The sequence below is a fragment of the Halomonas sp. MES3-P3E genome (genome assembly GCF_002836035.1).
GTDB lineage: Bacteria > Pseudomonadota > Gammaproteobacteria > Pseudomonadales > Halomonadaceae > Vreelandella > Vreelandella arctica.
Genome location: NZ_PJBT01000029.1, coordinates 1 through 24,316 on the forward strand (window position 1 = coordinate 1; position 24,316 = coordinate 24,316).

20 protein-coding genes and 1 pseudogene are annotated in these 24,316 nt (G+C 55.2%); 10 read left to right on the forward strand and 11 right to left on the reverse strand.

All coding sequences use genetic code 11. The features are described 5' to 3' along the window. Positions 1-31: 31 nt before the first annotated feature. Positions 32-1,399: pseudogene (locus tag CXF87_RS09250) on the forward strand (L-serine ammonia-lyase); the annotation flags it as partial. 61 nt (positions 1,400-1,460) lie between these two features. Here CXF87_RS09250 and CXF87_RS09255 read toward each other — a convergent pair. From CXF87_RS09255 to CXF87_RS09285, 7 genes are read right to left on the reverse strand one after another with little or no spacing between them, the layout of a single operon-like run. Next, positions 1,461-2,744, reverse strand: coding sequence for an MSMEG_0569 family flavin-dependent oxidoreductase (locus CXF87_RS09255; RefSeq protein WP_101146434.1), 1,284 nt, complete (start codon positions 2,742-2,744; stop codon positions 1,461-1,463). Positions 2,745-2,785: 41 nt separating this feature from the next. Next, the gene (locus CXF87_RS09260; protein ID WP_022521493.1) at positions 2,786-3,070 is read right to left on the reverse strand and encodes an MSMEG_0570 family nitrogen starvation response protein; all 285 of its coding nucleotides are present in this window, start codon (positions 3,068-3,070) and stop codon (positions 2,786-2,788) included. Positions 3,071-3,072: 2 nt separating this feature from the next. Next, complete coding sequence (locus CXF87_RS09265) at positions 3,073-4,074, reverse strand: sll0787 family AIR synthase-like protein (protein ID WP_101146435.1); 1,002 nt, start codon at positions 4,072-4,074, stop codon at positions 3,073-3,075. Further along, entirely contained in the window at positions 4,071-4,679 is a 609-nt protein-coding gene (locus CXF87_RS09270) for an MSMEG_0567/Sll0786 family nitrogen starvation N-acetyltransferase (protein ID WP_101146436.1), read from the reverse strand. Before CXF87_RS09270 ends, CXF87_RS09265 begins: the two co-directional genes overlap by 4 nt. A 33-nt stretch (positions 4,680-4,712) precedes the next feature. After that, positions 4,713-5,807 (reverse strand): MSMEG_0568 family radical SAM protein, encoded by a 1,095-nt coding sequence (locus tag CXF87_RS09275; protein ID WP_035581372.1) that lies wholly within the window; start codon positions 5,805-5,807, stop codon positions 4,713-4,715. Next, positions 5,800-6,792, reverse strand: a complete 993-nt coding sequence (locus CXF87_RS09280) for a Nit6803 family nitrilase (RefSeq protein WP_232774858.1) — start codon at positions 6,790-6,792, stop codon at positions 5,800-5,802. The genes CXF87_RS09275 and CXF87_RS09280 overlap by 8 nt, the downstream gene beginning before the upstream one ends. 14 nt (positions 6,793-6,806) lie before the next feature. Then, on the reverse strand, positions 6,807-7,289 hold the full coding sequence (locus tag CXF87_RS09285; RefSeq protein WP_101146437.1) for an MSMEG_0572/Sll0783 family nitrogen starvation response protein: 483 nt from the start codon (positions 7,287-7,289) through the stop codon (positions 6,807-6,809). 359 nt (positions 7,290-7,648) lie between these two features. Here CXF87_RS09285 and CXF87_RS09290 point away from each other — a divergent pair, with 359 nt between their 5' ends. Both CXF87_RS09290 and CXF87_RS09295 read left to right on the forward strand, forming a co-directional pair. Next, a complete protein-coding gene (locus tag CXF87_RS09290; RefSeq protein ID WP_022521499.1) occupies positions 7,649-9,046 on the forward strand; it encodes an aminotransferase-like domain-containing protein in 1,398 nt (465 codons plus the stop codon). A 295-nt stretch (positions 9,047-9,341) separates the two neighbouring features. After that, the gene (locus CXF87_RS09295; protein ID WP_022521500.1) at positions 9,342-9,983 is read left to right on the forward strand and encodes a hypothetical protein; all 642 of its coding nucleotides are present in this window, start codon (positions 9,342-9,344) and stop codon (positions 9,981-9,983) included. Here CXF87_RS09295 and CXF87_RS09300 read toward each other — a convergent pair. From CXF87_RS09300 to CXF87_RS09310, 3 genes are all read right to left on the reverse strand, one after another. After that, the gene (locus CXF87_RS09300; RefSeq protein ID WP_232774860.1) at positions 9,980-10,123 is read right to left on the reverse strand and encodes a hypothetical protein; all 144 of its coding nucleotides are present in this window, start codon (positions 10,121-10,123) and stop codon (positions 9,980-9,982) included. The two genes, CXF87_RS09295 and CXF87_RS09300, sit on opposite strands and share 4 nt — an antisense overlap. A gap of 248 nt (positions 10,124-10,371) precedes the next feature. Then, positions 10,372-11,112 (reverse strand): HIRAN domain-containing protein, encoded by a 741-nt coding sequence (locus CXF87_RS09305; RefSeq protein ID WP_101146438.1) that lies wholly within the window; start codon positions 11,110-11,112, stop codon positions 10,372-10,374. 1 nt (position 11,113) lies between these two features. After that, positions 11,114-12,106: a hypothetical protein gene (locus CXF87_RS09310; RefSeq protein ID WP_101146439.1), complete on the reverse strand. Its 993-nt coding sequence runs from the start codon at positions 12,104-12,106 to the stop codon at positions 11,114-11,116. A gap of 326 nt (positions 12,107-12,432) precedes the next feature. Here CXF87_RS09310 and CXF87_RS09315 point away from each other — a divergent pair, with 326 nt between their 5' ends. Next, entirely contained in the window at positions 12,433-13,707 is a 1,275-nt protein-coding gene (locus CXF87_RS09315; protein WP_041159026.1) for an O-acetylhomoserine aminocarboxypropyltransferase/cysteine synthase family protein, read from the forward strand. A gap of 59 nt (positions 13,708-13,766) precedes the next feature. On the opposite strand, the gene speB is transcribed toward CXF87_RS09315, so the two are convergent. Further along, the gene (gene speB / locus CXF87_RS09320; RefSeq protein WP_101146446.1) at positions 13,767-14,669 is read right to left on the reverse strand and encodes an agmatinase; all 903 of its coding nucleotides are present in this window, start codon (positions 14,667-14,669) and stop codon (positions 13,767-13,769) included. A 165-nt stretch (positions 14,670-14,834) separates the two neighbouring features. Here speB and CXF87_RS09325 point away from each other — a divergent pair, with 165 nt between their 5' ends. The 6 genes from CXF87_RS09325 (at position 14,835) to katG (ending at position 24,274) form a co-directional block, all read left to right on the forward strand. Next, complete coding sequence (locus tag CXF87_RS09325) at positions 14,835-15,758, forward strand: LysR family transcriptional regulator (protein ID WP_101146440.1); 924 nt, start codon at positions 14,835-14,837, stop codon at positions 15,756-15,758. Positions 15,759-15,943: 185 nt separating this feature from the next. Then, on the forward strand, positions 15,944-17,515 hold the full coding sequence (locus CXF87_RS09330) for a Re/Si-specific NAD(P)(+) transhydrogenase subunit alpha (protein WP_101146441.1): 1,572 nt from the start codon (positions 15,944-15,946) through the stop codon (positions 17,513-17,515). 16 nt (positions 17,516-17,531) lie between these two features. Next, the gene (locus CXF87_RS09335) at positions 17,532-18,974 is read left to right on the forward strand and encodes an NAD(P)(+) transhydrogenase (Re/Si-specific) subunit beta (RefSeq protein ID WP_101146442.1); all 1,443 of its coding nucleotides are present in this window, start codon (positions 17,532-17,534) and stop codon (positions 18,972-18,974) included. 122 nt (positions 18,975-19,096) lie between these two features. Continuing rightward, positions 19,097-20,860 (forward strand): ABC transporter transmembrane domain-containing protein, encoded by a 1,764-nt coding sequence (locus CXF87_RS09340; protein ID WP_101146443.1) that lies wholly within the window; start codon positions 19,097-19,099, stop codon positions 20,858-20,860. A gap of 31 nt (positions 20,861-20,891) precedes the next feature. Then, the gene (locus CXF87_RS09345) at positions 20,892-21,896 is read left to right on the forward strand and encodes an aldo/keto reductase (RefSeq protein WP_101146444.1); all 1,005 of its coding nucleotides are present in this window, start codon (positions 20,892-20,894) and stop codon (positions 21,894-21,896) included. Positions 21,897-22,120: 224 nt separating this feature from the next. Further along, positions 22,121-24,274 (forward strand): catalase/peroxidase HPI, encoded by a 2,154-nt coding sequence (katG, locus tag CXF87_RS09350; protein WP_101146445.1) that lies wholly within the window; start codon positions 22,121-22,123, stop codon positions 24,272-24,274. Positions 24,275-24,316 lie beyond the last annotated feature (42 nt).

Consider the following 24,316-nt stretch of genomic DNA (forward strand, 5'->3'; position numbering starts at 1 on the left):
ACCGGTGGCCAGTTTTACTTGACCACTACACTTCGACCTTTTTAAGATTGGAGTGGGCCCCTCCAGTTCACACACCGTGGGGCCTATGCAGGCAGCTTTTAAGTATGTAAACGCGCTGCGCGAAAACAACCTGCTTAATGATGTGGAACATCTTGAGGTTCATCTTTATGGTTCGCTATCAGCGACAGGGGTTGGGCATGCCACCGATCATGCGATCATTATGGGGCTGATGGGAGAACGTCCTGACACGATTGATCCCACGCTGATTGAGCCATCCATAAAATCGCTAAAAGAGAGTAGGCGGTTAAATCTGGGTCGACAAAAAGAAGTAACTTTTACGTGGGATAGCGATATTTATTTTCATGAAGAGTGTTTGCCTCATCACCCCAATGCCATGAGGCTGGCTGCGTTTACGCCTCAACGCCAATTATTGTATGAGAACACCTATTATTCGGTGGGTGGTGGTTTTGTAGTAGAGCAAGCCCAAGTGGATATGCCGCTAGACGATTTGGATGGGGCTATTATTCCGTACAACTTTGACACCGCCGATGAGCTCTTAGCGCTATGTAAAAAGGAGCAGCTAAGCGTCAGCCGATTGATGCTGGAAAATGAGAAGGTTTGGCGGACAGAGGAGGAGGTTAGAAACGAGCTGTGGCGTATCTGGCAAGTCATGTGTGAATGCATTGACAATGGATTGGCCCATGAAGGGGTATTGCCTGGTGGCTTGAACGTCAAACGACGGGCCAAGTTGCTTCACCAACGCCTTCAAGCGGCAGAGCAGAATGATTGCCTGATCGCCTCGACGTTTTCTGCGATGGAATGGGTGAATATCTTTGCCCTCGCCGTCAACGAAGAAAACGCCGCGGGCGGGCGCATGGTCACGGCGCCCACCAACGGCGCCGCGGGCATTATTCCCGCCGTCTTACACTATTATATGAAGTTTCAGCCCAACGCCTGCGAGAAAAATGTAGTGGATTTTCTGTTGGCGGCTGGCGCCATTGGCATTCTCTGCAAGAAAAATGCTTCTATTTCTGGCGCCGAAGTGGGCTGCCAAGGGGAGGTCGGGTCGGCATGTGCCATGGCGGCAGCCGGTTTAGCTGATGTGATGGGAGGAACGCCGGAACAAGTAGAGCACGCAGCAGAAATTGGGTTGGAACACAATTTAGGATTAACCTGCGATCCTGTGGGTGGATTAGTTCAGATTCCTTGTATCGAGCGCAACGCCATCGCAACGGTAAAGGCGATCAATGCCGCTCAGATGGCATTACGCGGCGATGGCACTCACTTTATATCGTTGGATAAAGTCATTCGTACCATGCGCGATACAGGGAGAGACATGTTGGATAAATACAAAGAAACATCCAAAGGTGGGTTAGCCGTTAATGCCATTGAGTGTTAACAAGCCCTAGTAACGATGCAGCAACACTCTGATAGTAACCCAATGCCTAGTATGAATCGCGTCAGGCGGACGCTTGCTCCGCGAGCGGCTGCAACGCCGTATCCTGTTGTCGCTGATAAGCTTTGATGCGTTCAACCAAGTACTCAGCGTCAGCCGCCACGCCAGAGAACCTTCCAGAGCCCCAGGTATGCAGCCATGGCAGGCCAATAAAGTAGAGGCCGGGCTGTTGGGTGACACCGCGTTTGTGTATGGGATGGCCCTGACCATTGAATACCGAAGCATCAAGCCAGTGAAAGTCAGGGCGAAAGCCGATGCACCAGATAACGGCGCTAATCCCTGCGTCGACCAGATTTAGCTCGGAACGCTCTTGGTTCGGTTCCCAGCATGGCGTGTACTCGGACGCTGGTGGGGCCTCGATACCCTGGGAGGCGATATAGGCATCAATTCGCTGGTTTATGTTGCAGTAAACACTGTCGGCATGATCGAGGTTGGCTTGCAAATTATCGCGAAAGATAAAGTCCCCATTGCGGTACTCTTCTAATAGCCCGAATAGCTCCATACCTTCGAGAGCGAACTTGCGCAGGTCGATCTCCCGGCCCCCGTCACGTCCTGTGACATAGTGGTTGGTGTTATCTCTTACTCCCTCACGTAATGGGTGCTGATCGACCGACATCTCGTAGTAGCCCATTTCATCAAGCCATTCGACAACATCTTTGCCGCGATATTGACGCGCCACGCGCGGGGCATCACCAGTGGCGAGGAAGACTTTTCGCCCAGCAATGTGCAGGTCTTCGGCAATCTGGGCGCCAGATTGGCCGGAGCCCACCACCAACACCGCCCCCTCGGGTAACTGTTCAGGGCTTCGGTATTCCGCGGAATGTAGCTGGAACAACCGATCGGGCAATCGCTCTGCCATACGTGGAATGATAGGGAGATGATAACCGCCGGAGGCCACCACGATCTGATCCGCGCTAAACTCACCCGCGGAACTCTTCACTGCGTACTTCCCGTTGCTATTCAGACTGACGCGATTAACGGCAACGCCTTCGAGGGCGGGAGGCTGAACCTTGGCGGCAAAGCGGTCAAGGTAAGCGACGATGTCGTCTCGTTGCATAAAGCCTTTAGGGTCATCTCCGTCGTAGGGGTGATCGGGTAGCTGGCACTGCCAATTCGGCGTCACTAAGGTGAATGAATCCCAACGCGCTGTCTGCCAGCTATGCATTAAGCTGTGTTTCTCTATAACGAGATGGTCGATTGCCTGTTGTTGAAGGTAGTGGCTGACGGATAGCCCCGCCTGACCGCCACCGATGATAATGGCAGAATAGTGCTTACGTAGGTCTTTCATATCGCTCTCTCTTTGCAACGATTGATGAGATGTTTGATGTGCTAGTCGATGCGGATAATTTCGACCATGTCCTGCGGATTATTGCCAAACTGCTGGGCTTTGGCCTTGATAGCCGTCGACTGATCCATGGCACTGGAGCAGAAGAAGCCGAATTTTTGTTCGACGCGCTGGCTGGCCGCCTCTAGGGCTATGTCGGCGCGTTCCACAAAAGCATCGACGCTGAGACGCTCGCCGACCTGGAAGTACTCCTTTAAAACGGTGGAGGGTGAGTAACACTGGTCTTCGCTGCCGTCTGGCCAGCGAACGTGGAAGTGTATGGCTGGCATGCTCAAAGCTCCTGTTGGGGAATGGGCATTTGGGGACGACTCAGTCCGGTTAATGGAGTCGTTGAAAGGTCATGGAACAACTGGCGATCATTGTCGGTTTCTACCCAGAGCTGCGGTGAGGAAACGATCTCGCCGATCTGCGCGGCGGCGATGCCACGGGCATGGAAGCGCTCCAGCAGCATGGGGAGGTGTTCATGATCCGTGGTGAGCAGGTAACCGAAGCTAGGAAAGGTGCAAAGCCAGTCCTGCCAAGTGACTCTCTCGGGTTTCGGGGTGGCGTCAAGGTTAATGCTCACGCCTACATCAGCGCTCTCCATGAGCATTAAGGTGGTACCGAGGAGACCGGCCTGGCTGATATCTTTGGCTGCGATAGCCAAGCCCGCTTCAGCAATACAGGGAAGCAGTTCGATGTCGTCACGCAAACGCTCAGCGGGCGCCGTTGTGGCCGCGTTCCAATTCAGATAGGGCGCTTGATAGGCGCCGCGCAGGTCGATAGCCGCCACTAATAATTGCCCAGGCCGCGCCGCAAAACTGCTCAGCAGGCATTGGGCTCGACCCAGGATGCCGACCGCCAATTGCGGCTGATTGGAGCGCAGGTTGGTGTGGCCACCGACGATGGGAATGCGGAAGGTGTCGGCAGCCTCACGCATGCCTTTGGCAATTAGTTCAGCGCTTTCTGGGTCATGGCTCCATAGAGCATTGACGATTGCCTGGGGCCGCCCGCCCATTGCGGCGATATCACTGACGTTAACCATCACCGAACACCAGCCAGCAAACCAAGGATCCTCGGCGACGAAGGCGGTAAGTAGCCCTTCCATCGCCAACAGTGTGTAGCCTTCGCCGCTGGGAATGGCCGCGGTATCGTCTCCGTTGGGATGCCAGCCATCGGGCAGTGCTGTCAGGTTGGGAGCGATCCGCGCGATATCGGCCTTATGGGCAAGACCACTATAATCGTGCACTTTCTGGAGCAGTTCTGTTAGGTCGAGTCGTTGCTTTTGGCTCATGATGCTTGTCTCAGTGCGGGGGCTGAAAGGATCTTAAGCAGCCCAGGCGCCAGCTCAGCGAGAGGTTGGCGTTGACGCCCAGGCACAACAAAGCCGCTAAGAGGAGAGTGGCAAGGGGGGTAGTGGGTAAGGTCGGCCTCCATGACGACATGAGGTCGATCAAGGATTAATTCCTCTCCAATGCTTCGCCAGTGCAACTGTTGAAAAAGAGCCTCATTCTGGGCCTGTACCCGGGCCAAAAAGCGTTGGCAGCCCAATGCATGAGCGCTGGAGACGGCCAGCCGAATCAGCGTGGAGCCTAGGCGGCCTTGGGCGCGGAAGGCTGGGTCAACAGCAAGACGCGAACCATGCCAGAGTCCAGGTTCTGATTCGTGAATACGCACTGTCCCCACCACTTGCTCATACCATCCTCCTGTGCACCCTAAAGCGACGAGTAGGTGGGCTGAGTCATCGATGGCATCTCGGTCGTCCTGATCAAATATTGCCTGCTCATCGCAGAAAACGCGCCGCCGCAATGCCATTGCTTCATCGGTTTCCCAAGGCAGGCTCGCCCACTTGATCCGGTAGTTGGAATAGGCCGAATAGGCGTCGGATGTTGACATCATCGGGCACTCCTCTATTAAGCGTTTCGCGTGCTGTTAGCGCTCGTACTCAGACAACGTTGAACAGGCACCGCAACGCCCGCAGCCCGCTTTGATATCGCTAGAGCGCAACGCTGCGAGCTTGAGACGTCTGCCCAACGGCGCCAGGATCGACTCCATAAAGTCGGCGCTGGGCGGCTTATGGTCTTCTAATGGCGTGCCGTTAATCGGCACGAACGGCACTACAAAGGGATAAACGCCGATTTCGATTAGGTGTTGGCAGGTTTCCAGAATGGCCTCGCGGGTATCCCCGAGCCCGGCAAGAATATAAGTGCTGACTTGCCCGCGGCCAAAGACGTCAACAGCATCGCGAAACGCCTGCATATACTCTTCGATGCCAACCTCGGCCTTGCCTGGCATTAGCGTTTTTCTTAGCGAAGGTGTGACCACTTCGAGATGCATGCCCAGGCTGTCAATGCCAGCTTCCTTCATGCGGGCATACCAAACGGGATCCTTCGGTGGTTCGCACTGCCCTTGCAGCGGAAGATCCACGGCCGCTTTGATGGCTCTGGCACTTTCGCAAAGGACGCTGGCTCCTCGGTCAGACGTGGCTGGCGTTCCGGTAGTCATGACCATATGTTTGACACCGTCGAGCTCGACAGCGGCCTTAGCCACCTCGGCCAGTTGGTCTGGGGACTTATGCGCAATGGTGCGCCCGGCTTGGAGTGATTGACCAATCGAGCAGAATTTGCAGGCTTTGCGCCTGCTCTCATAGCGGATGCATGTTTGCAGTACCGTCGTGGCCAGTACATCGCGGCTATGCAAGGTGGCGATATGCGTGTAGGGGACGCCGTCAGCGGTTTGCAGGTCGTAGAAGTGGGGCGTATCTGCAAAGGTAATATCGGCCATAGGAATCGTGTTTTCAGTCAGCCTATGTCCTTCATCACCTGACACTACGCTAAACGGTGAACGCCATGCCGACTGGGTATAGACGGGCACCATCATAGTGATTCCATCGATGGTTATTGCCTGATGGTCAGAAGGGCCAGCGCCGCCCCGTCGGCTGACATGCTCTTGTGATGCATCCTGCAGGCGTACGCCATGGGTTTGAAGTTCGGTGAACAAGCGTGAGCGATCGGCGAGCTTACTCATCTTCATCTCCTTGGGCATTATGGCCCTGAGCGGAAGTGGCCAGTGGCTGGCAGCAGTGGGCGGGCATATCGTTAATGGCTAAGCTCAACAGTTCAGGGCGCGCATAGTGGCCCACCGAATCCATCATTCGCTTACGCTTGGTAATCAGGGCGAAATCCAGGTCGGCAATAACGATGCCTTCTCCTTTGCTCAGCGGCTCGGCCAAGTGCTTACCTTCTGGCGAGATAATGGCGGTGTTACAGCCATCACGCAGAGCACGTTGTAGCGTGGTGTCGGGGGTAATGGATTCGATTTGGGAGTCGGTTAGCCAGCCGGTGGCGTTAACCACGAAACAGCCCGCTTCAAGGGCGTGATGACGGATGGTTACCTCAATTTGATCCGCAAAGACTGGGCCGACCAGCGAGCCAGGAAACTGGCTGCAGTGGATCTGCTCGTGCTGGGTCATCAGGGCATAACGTGCCAACGGATTGTAGTGCTCCCAGCAGGCCAGGGCGCCAACACGGCCCACGGCGCTATCCACTACCTTCAAGCCCGAGGCATCGCCCTGGCCCCAAATCATGCGTTCGTGGTAGGTCGGCGTGAGCTTTCGGCGTTTCAGCAACAGACGCCCGTCGCTATCAAAGATCAGTTGAGTATTGTAGAGGGTGCCATGATCACGCTCATTAACGCCAAGCACGACGACGATGCTCAGGGTGCGAGCGCGCTCAGCGACAGCATCAGTGATCGGGCCTGGTACCACCACGGCCTGTTCATACAGCCGTAAGTGCTCGGCGCCACAGGCCACGGCGGGGTAGACAAATGAAAAGTACGGATAGTAGGGAACGAAGGTTTCGGGGAACACGATCAGCTCAGCCCCCTTGCTGGCCGCTTCGTCGATTGCATCCAGTACCTTGACCAGCGTGCCGCCAACACTCTCAAGATCGGGAGAAAGCTGAGCGGCAGCGGCCCGCACTATGGTCGTTCCTGTCATGTTTGCTTGTGCCATGACCGCTGCTCCCCTTAGACCGTCCAGGTATCGATGATCAGTGCATCGTCGCGCACGTGAAGCAGCTTGAGGTCAAGCACATCCAGTGGATTGATCGCGCGGATGCCCTCAATGAGTGACGGTTCGCCATGACCATAGAGTGCTTGAAGAGCAAAGCGGCAGGAGTAGACCTTGCCTCCCTCGGCCATAAACTTGGTCAACTGATTGTTGAAATTCATGTGACCGGGAAACGCTTCATCGCCCAGGGTCGGGAAGCCACGCTGGACACCCAAAGTGACGCCAGGGCCATACAGTAAGATGGAGGTTTCAAAGCCTTTACGCAGCAAACGCGTTGCCTGCAGCATATTCACGAAGCCGATCGACCCCTCAAAGGCAACCGTATGAAAAGTTACCAGGGCTTTTTCGCCTGGTTTCGCTTTTACGTCTTCAAAAACCTTCTCTTCGTAGTCGACCAGAAAATCGCCTTTCTTGTTGAGTGGTTGCGTCACTGTAGGCATGTCTAAGCTCCGTTTATTGCGAGTGGGAGAGTCGTTAACCGCCGTGCTTACACAAGCGGTACGATCAATACGGAGCAATCGACGTGCCAATTGATATGATTATTGATCCAATCAATTGTCGATCATGTAGGTCGCTCTAAGCCTAAAAATTGACCAAATTTTTAGGATAAAAAAATAATAAAAGGCTAATGTTTCAAAAAAACTGTGTTTTTCACCTTATTTGTGCACTAAAAGTATGTTTTGCACCATTAAGTACATATGCAATCAATTTTTTATTTGTGCAATCTTTAGTCCATCAGTGATAAGTTTTGGGCGATAAGAAGGGTAGGTAACAATGTTTATTTAACGACGGGGAAGATATGCATACATCTGAGCTGGAACGCTGGCGAAAACGTTTAGACAAGGAGGTCAGCCAGCCAGCTTATCGTCTGGTCGCTGAATTGATTGCTGAAGATATCGGTAGTGGTCGGCTGCAGCCCCGCGAGCGACTGCCCCCGCTGAGAGAACTGGCGGGGGCTTTGAGTATCAATTACACGACGGCGGCGCGTGCCTATAACGAAGCTAAGCTGCGAGGCTTGATTGACTCGCATCCGGGCTCGGGCACTTTTATTAAAGGTAAGGCAGTGTCAGTGAAGCCGAGCAGTGGTTATGAGATGACCATGAACCTAATGATTGAGCCCGCGATACCGACGTTGATTGAACGAGTACGCGATAGCGCTATCTCGGTGTTGGCCCAGCGTGATCTTTACTCACTGCTGCGTTATCAAACCTTTGGTGGCAGCCATCATGACCGTGTGGCTGCGCTCCAATGGCTGGATCGGCGGCTGGACAACACGACACTGGAACAGGTCTTGATATGCCCCGGTATTCACAGCGGCCTGGTTGGGCTACTGATGCAGTTGGTAGCCCCAGGTCAGCTAATTTGTGTCGAAAGCCTGGTCTACCCTGGCCTAAAGGCTATTGCGGCCCAGCTCGGGCTGACCCTGCATTCATTGGAGCGTGACTCCGATGGCCCTCTTGTTCGCTCCTTCGAGGATATCTGTAAGCAGGGTCAAGTGGCCGTTTTGTACATTAATCCCACCATCCAAAACCCCACGACGACGACTATTCCCTTGGGGCGTCGTGAAGCTTTGGCCGATGTTGCCTTGCGCTATAGCATCCCGATTATTGAAGATGATGCTTACACCATGCTCAGCGAAGAGAAGATCGTCCCTATTGCTAACTTGGCCCCTGAGCTCACTTACTATCTGACGGGGACTGCCAAGTGTTTTGGCCCCGGTTTGCGATCAGGATTTCTACACGCCCCCACCAAGCGACAGGCGCAGAGAACCGCTGGGGCGCTTCGAGCCACCTCGGTGATGTCCAGCCCGCTGATTGACGCCCTGGTCACTGAGTGGATAACCGATGGGACGGCAGATGCCATGCTTAAAGCGATCCGTATCGAGGCCATTGCCCGCCTTGAAATAGCCGAGAAGATTCTGGGACGTCAGCGCATCGTGTCTGCCAAAGGTGCTTTCCACCTATGGCTCAAGCTGCCCAAGCACTCTGGCTGGAACCCTTCAGAGCTGGCGGTGCAATTACGTTCACATGGCGTTAGTGCGGTTGCCAGCGCTGCTTTTAGTACCGACAACCATCCCCCTGAAGCTCTGCGCTTGTGCTTCGGTGGTCAACTGACAAGAGAGGACTGGGAGGAAAGGCTGCATTATGTGGCGGATATCATCGACCAGCCTGCCTATCTGTCATCTCTGACGATGTAACCTTGGTCAACTGTCCTCGTGACGGTTTGGTATTGATTAGCCAGACGAATAGTAAAAGCAGTTTAACGCCCATTATCTTCGGCGATAAGTGGCTAGGGGTTCTTATCTCCTTATTTTAATGCACACTGTGGAGCACTACCACGGTTGCGATCCGTCGTCTGATCCGGCTTTTTTGAGGCTTTCTGAGCCTGTACTTGTCAGCTGTGCATAGGCATAGTCCTTAAGTTAGTTTGAACGCTAACAAAGCTATTTATCGCCTAGCTGGTTCGGTTTTGTTTAGGAGGTGCCCGTTAATATGTTGATATATATTGTCTTTTTGATGATCTTTGTGGGCGTGACCGCAGCTCTGTATCAGGTGTATGAAATTCATTACAACATCAACGTCGGCAACGATAAAAAGTTGTCGAAGGCTGATAAAAGCCACTTACAAGCGCTTTCTGACCAAGCCAAAACCGCCACGCAAACCCATGCCCGGCCAGACTTTGATCAAGCGGCAGCCAATGCCTTGAGCCCTAATCTCGATCGGGATATCGCACTGAAGGCTTTTGCTGAAGAGGAAAAAGGCGTCTACGCGATTCCTTTGTTGCGGCGTAAAGCGCGGTTGTGTTTTAACGGCGATAGCAGTGCGAATGTAAACAGCGTAAAAGTGCGTCACTTGCCGTTTTGGAAAACAACGCTGCCGCGTACCAATATACGCGCAGCGTTGATTACACTGGTTATTTTGAACTGTTTCTTGGTTCAGCTACTGGCTGCCATGAGTGTTTATACGCTGGGTTATCCAGTCTCGACACCTTGGCTGGCTTGGTTAAACGACCCCATGGCAGTAATGCTGCTGATTTATGCCTTTATCTTTGCGTCACTGCTTATTACGAAGTTTGATAGATATATGCACGACCTCTATCAACTCGGCAAGCTGTTTAAGAAAAAAGCTGTTTAGCCGTCAGTGCAGCGCGCAATCTCATTAGCCAGTTGTTCCAGCAACGCATCGTAAAGGCCAGCATCCAGCGTCAGACCCACGCCCAAGGGATCCATGACGCCGATATAAGCAGACGTATCGCCAAACACGTTATTGACCATCTTCGGATTGAATTGGGGCTCACTGAAAATGCTGATCGGTGCGGTAAGGCTCTCGTCGGGTCAGGTGACCATTACCTCGCAGCAGCGCATCGGCTGTGTGCCCCTGCGCCCACTCTGCTCATGACGCGGTGGCGCGCACTGAGTGGAATTGGTGATTGAGGGGGAGCTGTTTCTGGCCTACTTGCTCTATACAAAGCGCAAGCGGCAAGGGAGAGCTCTAGATAATGGAGTATTCAACATCAATGGGTCTAAGCTTGCATTTTTAGCGCTTGAAAGGGTAGGTCACCTCTTAAAAGACGCGTCAGAATATAGACAAGCGGGCGTTCTGATGTCCCGTTGGTGCGAAATACTTCCCCTTCGAGGATCGCGCCTTCTTTTAACATTCGGTGCAGCATGTCGAGGTTCCCTCTCGGGACATAGCCCAGTGTGCACCCAGCGCTTTCGATGCGGATAGCATCAGCATCCACAGGGTTCTCAGGTTCGGGGACAAATTGAACGCTGCTGCCTACCTGTAAATCTGTTATCTCAAGCTGTGATTCGTGCCGAAAGCCTGCTATTTCGATTAATACCTCGAAGGCTTCAGGTGGATTGTCGAAAGGGTGAACAAGTTCAAAACCGTCATTGGGTAGCTTGGCGCCACTGTAACCCAGTAAAGCGAAGTCGCTAATGTTGGCATCCTCTGGGATAGCGCGTAGTTCCAGATAACGCCCAAAATCACGACGACTGCGTGGCGGCAAGCGGCGAGTGAAAGCCTCCAGCACCTGATGATTGTGCTCGGCTTGCCTCATAGGAAACGCCGGGTAGCCTCGAAAGCCTAAGCGTTTGGCTTCTGCCAGCTCTGGACTGTCTAGGTCATACACCAGAACCACTTTATCGTCCCGCTTGAACAGTTCACCCACTAGGTGGCGAGAGCGCATTTTGCTCTCGCGTGCCTGCCAATAAAGCAGCAGCCGGTGTGGTTCTACCAAGTGTTCGATTAAGCGGGGCATATCAGTTCTCCAGAGCCTGTAACAGGCGCTCTCTCCTTGTCAGAGTCAAAAACGCTATGAAGTCAGCACGTTGTTGCGTAATGGGATGTGGGATGTCAAAGTAAGTTAAGTCATTCAGGATGTCTCTAAGGTCATCATCGCACCAACGTTGTAAGCGTTCTATCAGTATTGGTCGAATAGCAGGGAATTGCTGACAATACTGAGTAACGCCCTGAATAAGCGGCAGGCGCTTTTTGTCGCCTTTGGCCCAGCGCATGTGGTGCTGCCCTCTTTTAAGGTAGGCATTGAATTCGTTATGGTCGCGCATCATGCGCTGCATTTTCTGGGGCTGCAACTCGTGCCCGAGGCTGGTGCCATTATCAAAATAAGGTGTGTAGCGGGCCGTTGGATCATTTTCTCCCCAAATCAGCCCCCAGTTCTCCTGATGGCGGTCAGTATTGCCGATTAGCGCATCGAAACATAGGCAAAGCCCCCAGTACTGTCGCCAATCATGAGCAAGCCATCCGCCTCTCTCTAACACACGGCTTAGTTCGATAATGGTTGTTAAATTGTGCTGTTTCCCCTTCTCCCTATCGTACTCTGCAATACGCCGTTGCAAGTAATCCCCGCCAGGAAAGTAGCGATCTTCCTCGCTATCAGCATAACCAATGAACCATTCGTTTACTGTACCTGGTTCGTTTCTAGAGGAATCAATGGCAACAAAAACGGGAGGGAGCGTAAGACCCATTAATCTGCCAATATGAAAAGCGATCACCTCAGACCAGTATTGGTCAGGGTAGCGAGGCTTATCAGAGTTTTTCGCGCTTTTGATAGCTTCTTTAAATAAATAGCGGTGCCCAGGCATACAAAAATCATAAGGAGCTGGGTCAGGACAGACGCGGAGTGTTTTATCGCGAGCGCCTACTGGAAAGACTTCATAATCTTGGTGAACACCCCAACCCGTGATATCAATCACTTGGTCTGGTCGCTGATGAATGCCTTCACGATTAATCATGGTGATATCTACCTACCTAGAAATAACAAAGTCCTCCCGTCGCTTCTCGTATTGCAGATCAATCCAGCGAGCCACGATACTTTTAATCCTAAACTAAACACATAATGTACAGCCATGAAATACCCTGAGGCACGGCATGGCTATGGTGCATCGATACCAAAAGGCTCCACGCCCATGACGCAGTGGCGCGCAGCGAGTGGCATGGGTGAGCGCCTTCACTGTTAAGCATGACGTTGGCTCGGAAGGCTAAACGATTATTGGCCTTCCCTTCAGTGCTTGTTTAGGATCACTAGCGGATCTCAATAACAAAATAGCGAGCCGTTCTCATGAAGCCAGAAACCATTGCTCTTCACCATGGCTATTCGCCTGATTCACAAAACGCCGTGGCGGTGCCAATTCATCAAACCACGTCGTTTTCATTCGATAACGCGCAGCACGCGGCGGATCTTTTTGATCTTAAAGTCGAAGGAAACATTTACTCGCGCATTATGAACCCGACCTGCGCCGTGTTGGAGCAGCGGGTAGCCGCGTTGGAAGGCGGTATCGCTGGGCTAGCGGTGGCATCGGGAATGGCAGCGATCACCTATGCGATCCAGACCATTGCTGAAGCGGGCGATAACATTGTCTCGATCAGCGAGCTGTATGGCGGTACCTACAACCTGTTTGCCCACACCTTGCCGCGCCAAGGCATTCAGGTGCGTTTTGCCGACAAAGACGATATTGATGGCATCGAAGCGCTGATCGATGAGCGTACCAAAGCGGTTTTCTGCGAAAGCATTGGTAACCCCTCGGGTGGCGTGGTCGACCTAACAAAGCTCGCTGAAGCGGCGCATCGTCATGGAGTGCCGGTGATTGTCGATAACACCACGGCGACGCCGTTCTTATGTCGGCCGATTGAGCACGGGGCGGATATCGTTGTCCACTCGGCGACTAAATATATCGGCGGCCACGGCACCACGGTGGGCGGTGTGATTGTTGATTCGGGCACCTTTCCCTGGGCCGAGAATGCCAGCCGCTTTCCGCTACTCAACGAGCCTGATGTCTCGTACCACGGTGTGAGCTATACCCGTGATGTGGGCGATGCGGCCTTTATTGCCCGCGCCCGGGTGGTTCCGCTACGTAATATGGGCGCGGCGCTTTCTGCTCAAGCAGCCTGGAACCTGCTGCAGGGGTTGGAAACGCTGTCGCTACGCATCGAGCGTATCTGTGCCAATGCCTTAGCGGTTGCCAAGCATCTGGAAAGCCATCCATTAGTCACCTGGGTGCATTATGCTGGCTTGGAAAACCATCCGGATCATGCGCTGGCCCAGCGTTATATGAACGGCCATGCCTCGGGGATTCTTAGTTTTGGCATTGAAGGTGGGCAGGCCGCTGGTGAGCGCTTCTACGATGCGCTGGCGCTGATTCTTCGCTTGGTGAATATCGGCGATGCCAAAAGCTGTTCTTCTATTCCCGCCTCTACCACGCACCGCCAACTCAACGAGCAGGAACTAAAAGCCGCTGGCGTCACGCCGGATATGGTGCGCCTATCGATCGGCATCGAGCATATCGACGATCTGCTGGCGGATATTGATCAAGCGCTGGCGGCCTCTCAAGGGTAGTCTGTTTCGCCCCCGCCATCTCAATGCCATAAAAGCCAAGAGACGGCGGGGGCTAACTATCAAACGCCTTTAGACGCCGCCAACGTATATAAAAACTCAAGCCCTAACGTCGCAGCAGCGAGCGACGTAATGTCGCCGTGATCGTAGGCAGGATTGACTTCCACCACGTCCATGCCAACCAATTCCATGCCCACCATGCCGCGAATGACTTTCAGCATCAGGTCGGTAGACATGCCTCCGCAGACCGGGGTGCCTGTGCCAGGGGCGTAGGCGGGGTCCAGGCCATCAATGTCCAGGCTGACATAAGCAGGGTGGTGACCCACTTTGGCGCGAATACGCTCCAGTACAGCGGCGGCACCGTGGTCGTTGACCCAGTCCGCATCCAGCACTTCATAAGGGTGATTGTGGCGGTCGTAGCTGGTGCGAATACCAATTTGCAGCGAGTGCTCGGGCACGACCAGGCCCTCTTTGAGGGCGTGATGGAAAATGGTGCCATGGTCGAAGCGCGTGCCTTGTTCGTAGGTGTCGGTGTGGGCGTCAAAGTGAATCAGTGCCAGCGGCCCGTGCACGCGTGCGTGAGCGCGCAGTAGCGGCAGGCTAATGTAATGGTCGCCGCCCAGGGTGAGCATCTTTTTACCCGCACTTAGCCAGCGCTGGGCATGATTTTCCAGATTATCGACCAAACTTTCAGGCTCGCCGTAGGCGTAATCCACGTTGCCTGAATCACACACCTTGAGGCGCTCTTCCAAGGCAAAATCCCAGGGCCAGCGTTTGCCTTCCCAGATCAAGTTAGCGGTGCTTTGACGAATAGCATTCGGCCCCATGCGAGTACCTGCACGGCCAGAACACGCCAGATCAAAGGGCACGCCGCTCACCACGACCTCAGCGTCCGTCGCGTGCGGGTCAGTGGCTTTGGGCACGCCCATGAACGTGGAGATAACATCACCAAACAGGCTGGGCATGATCTGCGATTGGTTCACCTAGAGTGTTCTCCTATCGGCGTGCAGTAAAAGTGCGGCTGGCGCAGGGGTGTTGGCTACAAAGAAGCGCGACGATAAGGAATTTTTAGCGATGAATAAAATGAATGTTTAGAATGAAATCATTCGTCCTATCAATAGTGAGTCGTTATGCGTTCGCTCCGCCAATTTGATTTAAACCTGCTGTTGGTATTCGAGGCGCTCATGCGTGAACGCCACGTTACGCGCGCGGCTGAACGACTTTATTTGAGCCAGCCAGCCTTGAGCCATTCGCTAAAACGCCTGCGTGAGTCACTGGATGACCCGCTGTTTATTCGTACCGAAAAGGGCATGCAACCCACCCCACGGGCACAGGCGCTGCAGCCAGTCGTACAGCAGGCGCTGGCACTGTTGCGGGAAGGCTTGGCGCCGCCTGCGCTGTTTTCACCCGCTAATAGCACTCGCCGTTTTACGCTGGCGACGACGGACTATTTTGAAGAAGTGATGTACCCAACGTTTCTTAGTCAACTGCTGGCCTATGCGCCGGGTATCAGTTTTTCCATTGAGCTCATTACCCAGGAAGTGTTGAGCGAGGGGTTAGAGCAGCGCCAAGCGGATATGGTTGTCGGGCTGGATAGTCAAAGCGTGCTACCCAGCGGCGTGATTCAGACTCCGTGGATGGACGAGGAACTGGTCTGCCTAGCCGCTAGCCATAACGAGCGCGTAGGAGAGTCGCTGGATATTGCGCAGTTTGCCCGAGAGACCCATGTGGAACTAGCTGATATCAGCGGCCTGCTGCCCAGCAACATTGATAGCTGTTTAGCGCAGCACGGCTTAACCCGGCGGGTGATCTCTAAAAACCTTAACTACATTGCGGCGGCCCGCGTAGTGGCGCTGACGGAAGCGATCATGACGCTGCCGCGGCAAATGGCGGAGCGCTTTGTGACCATGCTGCCGGTGCGCTTGGTGGAGCCACCCAAGGAGCTACCATCGTTGAAAATGACCCTGATTCAGCATGGGCTGTATGCCAACGATCCTGCTAACGTGTGGCTCTATCAAGTGCTTACTGAGTTTGCTAACGAGTTTAGACGTTAGGTTAGCCATCATGCACACTACCTATGTTGTAATTAAACAACGCTGTTGTATCAAAGGTTGAATAGTATCTGGCAGTCACCCCGTTAGATCCTAGACTGCTAAAAGGCGTTATGAATGACGTCGTTATAGTGTCGCGCCCAGCTGGGTAGTGGCGGGGCAGAACTATCAATAATGGGAGAACGCGAGTGAAAATAGGTGCACCGAAGGAGAGTGCCCGGGGGGAAGCGCGTGTCGCGCTGACCCCTGAGAGCGCCAAACAGATTCAGAAGCTAGGCCACGAGTGCTTAGTGGAAACCGGCGCTGGCTTGGCCGCGGGCTTTAATGACGACACTTATCGCGATGCTGGCGTTACCGTGGTGGAGGGTGCCGATGCACTCTGGCGCGACGCTGAGGTGGTCATTAAAGTCCGCGAGCCCTCTGATGAAGAGGCCGAGCGGCTGCGTGAAGGTCAAACGCTGATTGCCTTCTTCTGGCCAGCGCAAAACGAAGCGCTGCTAGAGAAGTGTAAGGCTCAGGGCGCCACCGTGATCGCCATGGATATGGTGCCGCGGATTTCACGGGCGCAAAAGATGGACGCGCTATCCTCAATGGCTAACATTGCCGGTTACCGCGCGGTGATTGAGGCGGGCAATAACTTTGGTCGCTTCTTTACTGGCCAGGTAACGGCGGCGGGTAAAGTGCCCCCAGCCAAAGTGTTGGTGATTGGGGCCGGTGTGGCCGGTTTGGCGGCGATCGGCACGGCCACTAGCCTGGGCGCCGTCGTACGCGCCTTTGACGTACGCCCCGAGGTTTCTGAGCAGATCGAATCCATGGGTGCCGAGTTCCTATTCCTCGATTTCGAGGATAGCCAGGACGGTTCCGAAAGCGGTGGCTACGCCTCGCCCTCGAGCCCGGAGTTCCGCGAGAAGCAGCTTGAGTGCTTCCGCGAGCAGGCAGCAGACGTGGACATCGTGATTACCACCGCGCTGATTCCCGGCAAGCCTGCGCCCAAACTGTGGCTGGAAGATATGGTTGCGGCCATGAAACCCGGCTCGGTGATTATTGATCTGGCGGCTGAGAAGGGCGGTAACTGCGACCTGACTAAGCCTGATGAGCGCGTGGTCTCGGATAATGGCGTCGTGGTGATTGGCTACACCGACTTCCCCTCGCGCATGGCAACGCAGTCATCGCTGCTCTATGCGACTAATATCCGCCACATGTTGACTGACCTGACACCCGAGAAAGAGGGTGTGATCAATCACAATATGGATGACGACGTCATTCGTGGTGCTACGGTGACGCACCAGGGCGACATTACCTTCCCGCCGCCGCCGCCCAAAGTAAAAGCGATTGGCGCATCAAAGCCGAAGAAAAAAGAGAAAGAGCCGACGCCGGAAGAGAAAAAGGCCGCTGAGCTAGCCACTTTTAAAGCGCAAACCAAGCGTCAAGTGGGCCTCCTGGCCGTGGGTGGCGCGCTGATGCTGCTGCTGGGTCAAGTCGCTCCGGCATCCTTTATGCAGCACTTCATTGTCTTTGTGCTGGCCTGCTTTATTGGCTTCCAGGTGATTTGGAAAGTGAGCCACTCGCTGCATACACCGCTGATGGCGGTGACCAATGCGATCTCGGGCATCATTATTTTGGGGGCGATTCTGCAGATTGGCTCCGGCAGCGCAGTGGTAAGTGTGCTGGCGGCGATTTCGGTACTGATCGCATCAATCAATATCGTGGGTGGCTTCCTGGTGACACGCCGGATGCTGGCCATGTTCCAAAAATCCTAAGCGGCGGAGAGACGATATGTTAGAGCAAGGATTCGTATCTGCCGCGGCAATTGCGGCAAGTGTGTTGTTTATTCTGTCCCTGGGCGGTTTGAGCAACCAGGAAAAAGCCAAGCGGGCCGTGTGGTACGGCATCGTGGGCATGGCAGTAGCGGTGTTTTTCACCGCCTTTGGCCCTGGCATCGGTGGCTACTGGTGGCTGATTCCGATGATGTTGATCGGTGCGGGTATCGGGGCGTATGTGGCCGGTAAGGTCGAAATGACCGAAATGCCCCAGCTCGTGGCCGCGTTGCACAGCTTCGTAGGCTTGGCCGCAGTTTTGGTGGCCTGGAGCGCGGATTTAGAGCGTCGCCGGGTGATGGCGGCGCGTGCCGCCGAGGCGTCGTTGGATCAGTTCTCCGCCTTTGCTGCGCTGGTGGCCACGAAAGCCCCTGACGAGCTGATGTTTCTGCAAGTCGAGGTAGTGCTGGGTATCTTTATCGGCGCGGTGACGTTCACCGGCTCGGTGATTGCCTTTGGCAAGCTGGCTGGCAAGGTGGATGGCAAACCCCGTCAGTTGCCCGGCGGGCATATGCTGAATGCCGGGGCGGCAGTACTCTCGCTGCTGCTGGCCATTCTCTACTTGAACGGTGCAGGCTTCTGGACGCTGATTGTGCTGGCGGCGCTGGCCTTCTTCATCGGTTACCACCTGATCATGGGGATTGGCGGTGCCGATATGCCGGTAGTCGTTTCAATGCTCAACAGCTACTCCGGCTGGGCGGCGGCAGCGATCGGCTTCACGCTCTCCAACGACCTGCTGATTGTCACCGGTGCGCTAGTGGGCTCCTCCGGTGCGATTCTCTCTTACATCATGTGTAAGGCGATGAACCGCAACTTTATCAACGTCATTTTGGGCGGCTTTGGCGGTAGCCAAGGGCCTGCGGCGGAGATCGAAGGCGAGCAGGTCAGCATCGATGCCGGCGGTGTGGCGAGTGCTCTGAACGATGCCGACAGCGTGATTATCGTGCCTGGTTACGGCATGGCGGTTGCTCAGGCGCAAACGGCGGTGAGCGATTTGGTGCGTAAGCTTCGCGCAGCGGGCAAGACCGTACGCTTCGGTATTCACCCGGTCGCAGGCCGTTTGCCAGGCCATATGAATGTGCTGCTGGCGGAAGCCAAAGTGCCTTACGACATCGTGCTGGAGATGGACGAAATCAACGACGATTTCGCCACCACCGATGTGGTGATCGTGATCGGCTCCAACGACATCGTAAACCCCGCGGCCGAAGAAGATCCTAACAGCCCCATCGCCGGTATGCCGGTGTTGAAAGTCTGGGAGGCCAAGCAGGTGTTTGTCAGCAAACGCGGCCAGGGCACCGGTTACTCAGGCATCGAGAATCCGCTGTTCTTCAAAGAGAACACGCGTATGTTCTACGGCGATGCCCGGGATAGCTTAAATACCCTGCTGCCGTTGATTGATTAGGCCTAACCCTAACCATTCGCTACTGAGCCCGCGAGAAATCGCGGGCTTTTTTGATTCTGTGCATGGCACTGGCACTCCTGCTATGGTCGAGTACTGCCTCTATTTGTTGAGCACTTACTTGCATGAATCAACGCCCTAACCCCCGCGTGCTACTGCGCTTGCTGGGGCTGCTGCGTCCTTATCGACTTCGTTTGGCCTTGGCGGGTCTTGCGCTGTTATTGGCCTCGGGCAGCGTACTGCTGCTAGGCAACGGGTTGCGGTTAGTCATTGATCGCGGTTTTTTAGATGCCGATGCGCAGGCGTTAGGCCAAGCGCTGGTGTTGATGCTGGTGGTAGTAACGGTGCTGGCGTTCGCTTCCGCACTGCGTTACTACCAGGTCACCTGGATTGGCGAGCGTTTGGCTGCCGATCTACGCCAGCGGGTGTTCGATCACTTGCTCACTTTGGAGCCCAGCTTTTTTGAGAGCGCAAGCGACGGCCGTGCCGCCGGCGAGATCGCCTCACGATTAACCGCGGATACCAGCGTACTGCAGAGCCTGTTTGGCTCCTCGGTATCGTTGGCGCTGCGCAATCTGGTCATGCTGGTGGGGGCGGTGGTGCTAATGCTGGTGACGCAGCCGTGGCTCTCGGCGATGGTGTTGATCGGCATCCCCGCCACGCTGTTGCCGATTGTGTGGTATGGCCGTCGGGTGCGGCGGCTTTCCCGCACCAGCCAGGACCGTGTGGCCGAACTGGGCCGCTATGCCGAAGAAGCGCTGAGCGGTATTCGAACCCTCCAGGCGTTTACCCACGAAGCGGCGGATCAAACCCACTATGGCCAACGGGTCGAGCAGGCGTTCGGCAGCGCTGTCGAGCGCACCCAGCAACGCGCCTGGTTGACCGGCATCGCCATGTTAGTAGTGTTTGCCGCGGTGGGGTTGATGCTTTGGCAGGGCGGTCAAGCAGTGCTAGATGGCACCATGAGTGCCGGTGAGCTATCGGCATTTATTTTCTACGCCGTGCTGGCGGCGGGGGCTATCGCCACCTTGGCTGAAGTCGCGGGTGATGTGCAGCGTGCAGCAGGGGCGGCGGAGCGCTTATTGGAGCTGCTCGATACTCAGCCCGCTATCCAGTCGCCTGCGAAACCCCGTCACCTACCGATGCCATCAAAAGGTGACATCGTGCTGGAGAGCGTCAGCTTCACTTACCACGGTCGGGAAACGCCGGCGCTTGCCGGGTTTGATTTACATATTCAGTCAGGGGAGCGGGTCGCCATTGTTGGGCCATCGGGCGCGGGGAAAAGCACGCTTTTGGCGCTGCTGCTGCGCTTTTACGACCCCAGGCAAGGGCGTATATCGCTGGATGGGATCGACGTCCGCCACTTAGACCTTGCTGCGCTTCGGCGCGCCATGGGGTTGGTTGCCCAGGAGCCGGTGCTGTTTAGTGGCTCGGTGGCCGATAATCTTCGCTATGGCGACCCCGATGCAGATAATGAGCGGCTGCGCACCGCCGCTCAGGATGCCAGCGCCCTCGACTTTATCGAAGCGCTTCCTCAAGGTTTTGATACGCCCCTTGGCCCCGGTGGTGTGCAGCTTTCCGGTGGCCAACGTCAGCGGCTCGCTATCGCCCGGGCGCTGCTCAAAAATCCGGCGGTGTTGTTGTTGGATGAAGCCACCAGCGCCTTGGATGCGGAGAGTGAGCGGCTGGTACAGCAGGCGCTGGATCGGCTGATGGTGGGGCGCACCAGTATTGTAATCGCCCACCGGCTCGCCACCGTTATTGCTGCCGACCGCCTGTTGGTGCTTGATGGTGGTCAACTGGTCGCGGCGGGCAATCACACCGAATTGATGGCTACCAGCCCCCTCTATCGCCATTTAGCCGCGCTGCAGTTTGGCGGTGAAAGGTGATCAAACTGTTTTGTTAACGCCAGGAGTTGCTATGTCGAGTTTTTTCCAACGCCTTAATGCGGTGAATGCCCCTTCCATCGGCCTTGGCTGTATGAATCTCTCCCATGGTTACGGCAGCATCGTGCCTGAAAACGCGGCCATACGAGCGTTGGATGAGGCGTTTGAGATGGGCTATCGCCACTTTGATACCGCGACGCTTTACGGTGCCACGGCCAATGAAAGCGTGGTGGGGCGAGCGCTTGAGGGCAAGCGTCGCCAGCTGTTTCTGGCCAGCAAATGCGGTATGGCCATCGACCCTGAGACAGGCAAACGGGTGATTGACGGCCGCCCTGAAACGCTGCGCAAGCAGTGCGAAGAAAGCCTTACACGGCTACGTACCGACCACGTGGACCTTTACTACCTGCACCGTTTGGATCGACACATCCCTGTTGAAGAGAGCGTGGGAGCGTTGGGGCGCTTGGTAGAGGAGGGTAAGATTGGTGGCGTGGGGCTTTCCGAAATTTCAGCGCTTTCTTTACGCCGGGCAACCACGGAGTACCCCATCGCCGCCGTGCAGTCGGAATACTCGCTGTGGACGCGCAACCCTGAAATCGCCCTGATAGAGGCGTGCCGAGAGGTGGGCGCGGCGATGGTCGCGTTTAGTCCTCTGGGGCGAGGCTTTTTAACCGGCGCCATCCAAGACCCGTCGCGCCTTGCAGAGGGCGATATGCGCCGCAACATGCCGCGCTTTAGCGCCGAGAACTACCCTCATAACGTAAAACTATTTGACCAGTTGGCAGCGCTGGCGCAGGCCTTGAGCGTGACGCCGGGGCAGTTGGCCCTGGCTTGGTTGAAGGCGAAGGGCGACGACATTATCCCCATTCCCGGTACCCGCTCACCTGATCACATGCGGGAAAACTTAGCGGCGGAAACGCTGCGCCTGGATGTCACCACAATGCAGCAGTTGGATGCCATGATGACCCCTGACCAAGTTGTGGGTGCCCGCTATAGCGAGGCGCAACAGGCGGATATCGATACAGAAGAATTCACCGTTTAGTGCGGTAAGGCGATAGGTGATGGTTAAAAGCTATTGGCGCGGTCACAAAAAGTAAATTGTGACTATAAGGGAACTGCTTTAAAACAGTACCAAGTTCATGGTGCGTCCGTACTAGTCATAAAGGCAATGTACACGACGCTCAACGTCAGTTGACTTGGTCGCTAGAAAGCGAGCACCACCAAGAAAAAAGCAATTAACACAAAATAGAGTGATGGGAGAGCGCGATGAGTGGTAAATGTCCTGTAATGCATGGTGGTAATACCTCCACGGGCACGTCTAATAAAGACTGGTGGCCGGAAGGGATTAACCTGGATATCTTGCACCAGCAAGACCGCAAATCAAACCCGATGGATGCCGATTTTGACTATCGGGAAGAGGTCAGAAAGCTCGATTTTGACGCGCTTAAGCAAGACGTCCACGCGCTGATGACTGACAGCCAATCGTGGTGGCCAGCTGACTGGGGTCACTACGGCGGTCTAATGATCCGCATGGCATGGCACTCTGCTGGCACCTACCGTCTGGCCGACGGTCGTGGCGGCGGCGGTACCGGTAGCCAGCGTTTTGCACCCCTCAACTCCTGGCCGGATAACGTCAGCCTTGATAAGGCGCGTCGTCTACTGTGGCCAATCAAGAAGAAGTACGGCAATAAAATTAGCTGGGCCGATCTGATGATCCTGGCCGGTACCGTTGCCTATGAATCCATGGGGCTGCCTGCTTACGGCTTCTCGTTTGGCCGTGAGGATATCTGGGAACCCGAAAAAGATATCTACTGGGGCGATGAGAAAGAGTGGCTGGCGCCTTCTGACGAGCGCTATGGCGATGTTGAAAAGCCAGAAACCATGGAAAACCCGCTTGCTGCGGTTCAGATGGGGCTTATCTACGTCAACCCGGAAGGCGTTAACGGTGTGCCCGACCCGCTGAAAACCGGTCAGCAGATTCGCGAAACCTTTGCCCGCATGGCAATGAATGACGAAGAGACGGCTGCCCTTACTGCCGGTGGCCACACCGTGGGTAAGTGCCACGGTAATGGCGACGCGGCAGCGCTGGCGGCTGAGCCAGAAGCCTCTGACGTTGAGAACCAGGGCTTTGGCTGGGGCAACCCAACCATGGGTGGCAAGGCAAGTAATGCCGTTACGTCTGGCATCGAAGGCGCCTGGACGACTAACCCCACCAAATTCGACATGGGCTACTTTGACCTGCTGTTCGGTCATGAGTGGGAACTGCGCAAAAGCCCGGCCGGTGCTCACCAGTGGGAACCCATCAACATTAAGGAAGAGGATAAGCCGGTTGACGCCAGCGACCCCTCTATTCGCCACAATCCGATCATGACCGATGCGGATATGGCCATGAAGATGGATCCGACTTACCGTGCCATTTGTGAAAAATTCATGGCGGATCCTGAGTACTTTAAGCTCACATTCGTCAAAGCATGGTTCAAGCTGACCCACCGTGACCTAGGCCCGAAAGCGCGCTACATCGGACCGGAAGTACCCGCTGAAGATCTGATCTGGCAGGATCCGGTTCCGGCTGGCAGCACCGACTACAGCGAAGAGGTGGTCAAGCAGAAAATCGCCGAGGCCGGCCTGAGCATCAGCGATATGGTTAGCACCGCGTGGGACAGCGCCCGCACGTATCGGGGCTCTGATATGCGCGGCGGTGCCAACGGTGCCCGCATTCGCTTGGCGCCGCAGAAGGATTGGGAAGGCAACGAGCCTGCGCGTCTCGCCAGCGTACTAGCCGTGTACGAGAAAATTTCTGCCGACACCGGCGCTAGCCTTGCCGACGTGATCGTTCTGGCCGGTAGTGTCGCGATCGAAAAAGCCGCTAACGCCGCAGGCTATGACGTTCGTGTGCCTTTCCTGAAAGGGCGTGGCGACGCCTCTGCCGAGATGACCGATGCAGACTCCTTTGAGCCACTAGAGCCGCTGGCTGACGGATTCCGCAACTGGCAGAAGAAAGAGTATGTTGTGAAGCCGGAAGAACTGCTGCTGGATCGCGCTCAGTTAATGGGGCTGACAGGGCCTGAAATGGTCGTGCTCCTCGGCGGCATGCGTGTATTAGGCACCAACTATGACGGCACCAAGCATGGTGTCTTCACCGATCGTGAAGGCCAGTTGACTAACGACTTCTTCGTCAACCTGACCGATATGGGCAACACCTGGAAGCCGGTGAGTAAAAACACGTACGAAATCCGTGATCGTCAAACGGATGCCGTTAAGTGGACCGCTTCTCGTGTTGATCTAGTGTTCGGTTCTAACTCGCTGCTGCGCTCTTACGCAGAAGTTTACGCCCAGGACGATAACGGCGAGAAGTTCGTCAAAGACTTTGTCGCCGCCTGGACCAAAGTGATGAACGCAGATCGCTTTGACGTTGCGTAAGCACTAAACACGTTAGTGCTAGCAAATAACCCGCATCCCAGG

Coding starts and splice junctions, on each gene's coding strand:
- CXF87_RS09255 (WP_101146434.1), bottom strand. CDS start 2,744: ATGAAAGACCTACGTAAGCACTATTCTGCCATTATCATCGGTGGCGGT.
- CXF87_RS09260 (WP_022521493.1), bottom strand. CDS start 3,070: ATGCCAGCCATACACTTCCACGTTCGCTGGCCAGACGGCAGCGAAGAC.
- CXF87_RS09265 (WP_101146435.1), bottom strand. CDS start 4,074: ATGAGCCAAAAGCAACGACTCGACCTAACAGAACTGCTCCAGAAAGTG.
- CXF87_RS09270 (WP_101146436.1), bottom strand. CDS start 4,679: ATGATGTCAACATCCGACGCCTATTCGGCCTATTCCAACTACCGGATC.
- CXF87_RS09275 (WP_035581372.1), bottom strand. CDS start 5,807: ATGAGTAAGCTCGCCGATCGCTCACGCTTGTTCACCGAACTTCAAACC.
- CXF87_RS09280 (WP_232774858.1), bottom strand. CDS start 6,792: ATGGCACAAGCAAACATGACAGGAACGACCATAGTGCGGGCCGCTGCC.
- CXF87_RS09285 (WP_101146437.1), bottom strand. CDS start 7,289: ATGCCTACAGTGACGCAACCACTCAACAAGAAAGGCGATTTTCTGGTC.
- CXF87_RS09290 (WP_022521499.1), top strand. CDS start 7,649: ATGCATACATCTGAGCTGGAACGCTGGCGAAAACGTTTAGACAAGGAG.
- CXF87_RS09295 (WP_022521500.1), top strand. CDS start 9,342: ATGTTGATATATATTGTCTTTTTGATGATCTTTGTGGGCGTGACCGCA.
- CXF87_RS09300 (WP_232774860.1), bottom strand. CDS start 10,123: ATGGTCAATAACGTGTTTGGCGATACGTCTGCTTATATCGGCGTCATG.
- CXF87_RS09305 (WP_101146438.1), bottom strand. CDS start 11,112: ATGCCCCGCTTAATCGAACACTTGGTAGAACCACACCGGCTGCTGCTT.
- CXF87_RS09310 (WP_101146439.1), bottom strand. CDS start 12,106: ATGATTAATCGTGAAGGCATTCATCAGCGACCAGACCAAGTGATTGAT.
- CXF87_RS09315 (WP_041159026.1), top strand. CDS start 12,433: ATGAAGCCAGAAACCATTGCTCTTCACCATGGCTATTCGCCTGATTCA.
- speB (WP_101146446.1), bottom strand. CDS start 14,669: ATGCCCAGCCTGTTTGGTGATGTTATCTCCACGTTCATGGGCGTGCCC.
- CXF87_RS09325 (WP_101146440.1), top strand. CDS start 14,835: ATGCGTTCGCTCCGCCAATTTGATTTAAACCTGCTGTTGGTATTCGAG.
- CXF87_RS09335 (WP_101146442.1), top strand. CDS start 17,532: ATGTTAGAGCAAGGATTCGTATCTGCCGCGGCAATTGCGGCAAGTGTG.
- CXF87_RS09340 (WP_101146443.1), top strand. CDS start 19,097: ATGAATCAACGCCCTAACCCCCGCGTGCTACTGCGCTTGCTGGGGCTG.
- CXF87_RS09345 (WP_101146444.1), top strand. CDS start 20,892: ATGTCGAGTTTTTTCCAACGCCTTAATGCGGTGAATGCCCCTTCCATC.
- katG (WP_101146445.1), top strand. CDS start 22,121: ATGAGTGGTAAATGTCCTGTAATGCATGGTGGTAATACCTCCACGGGC.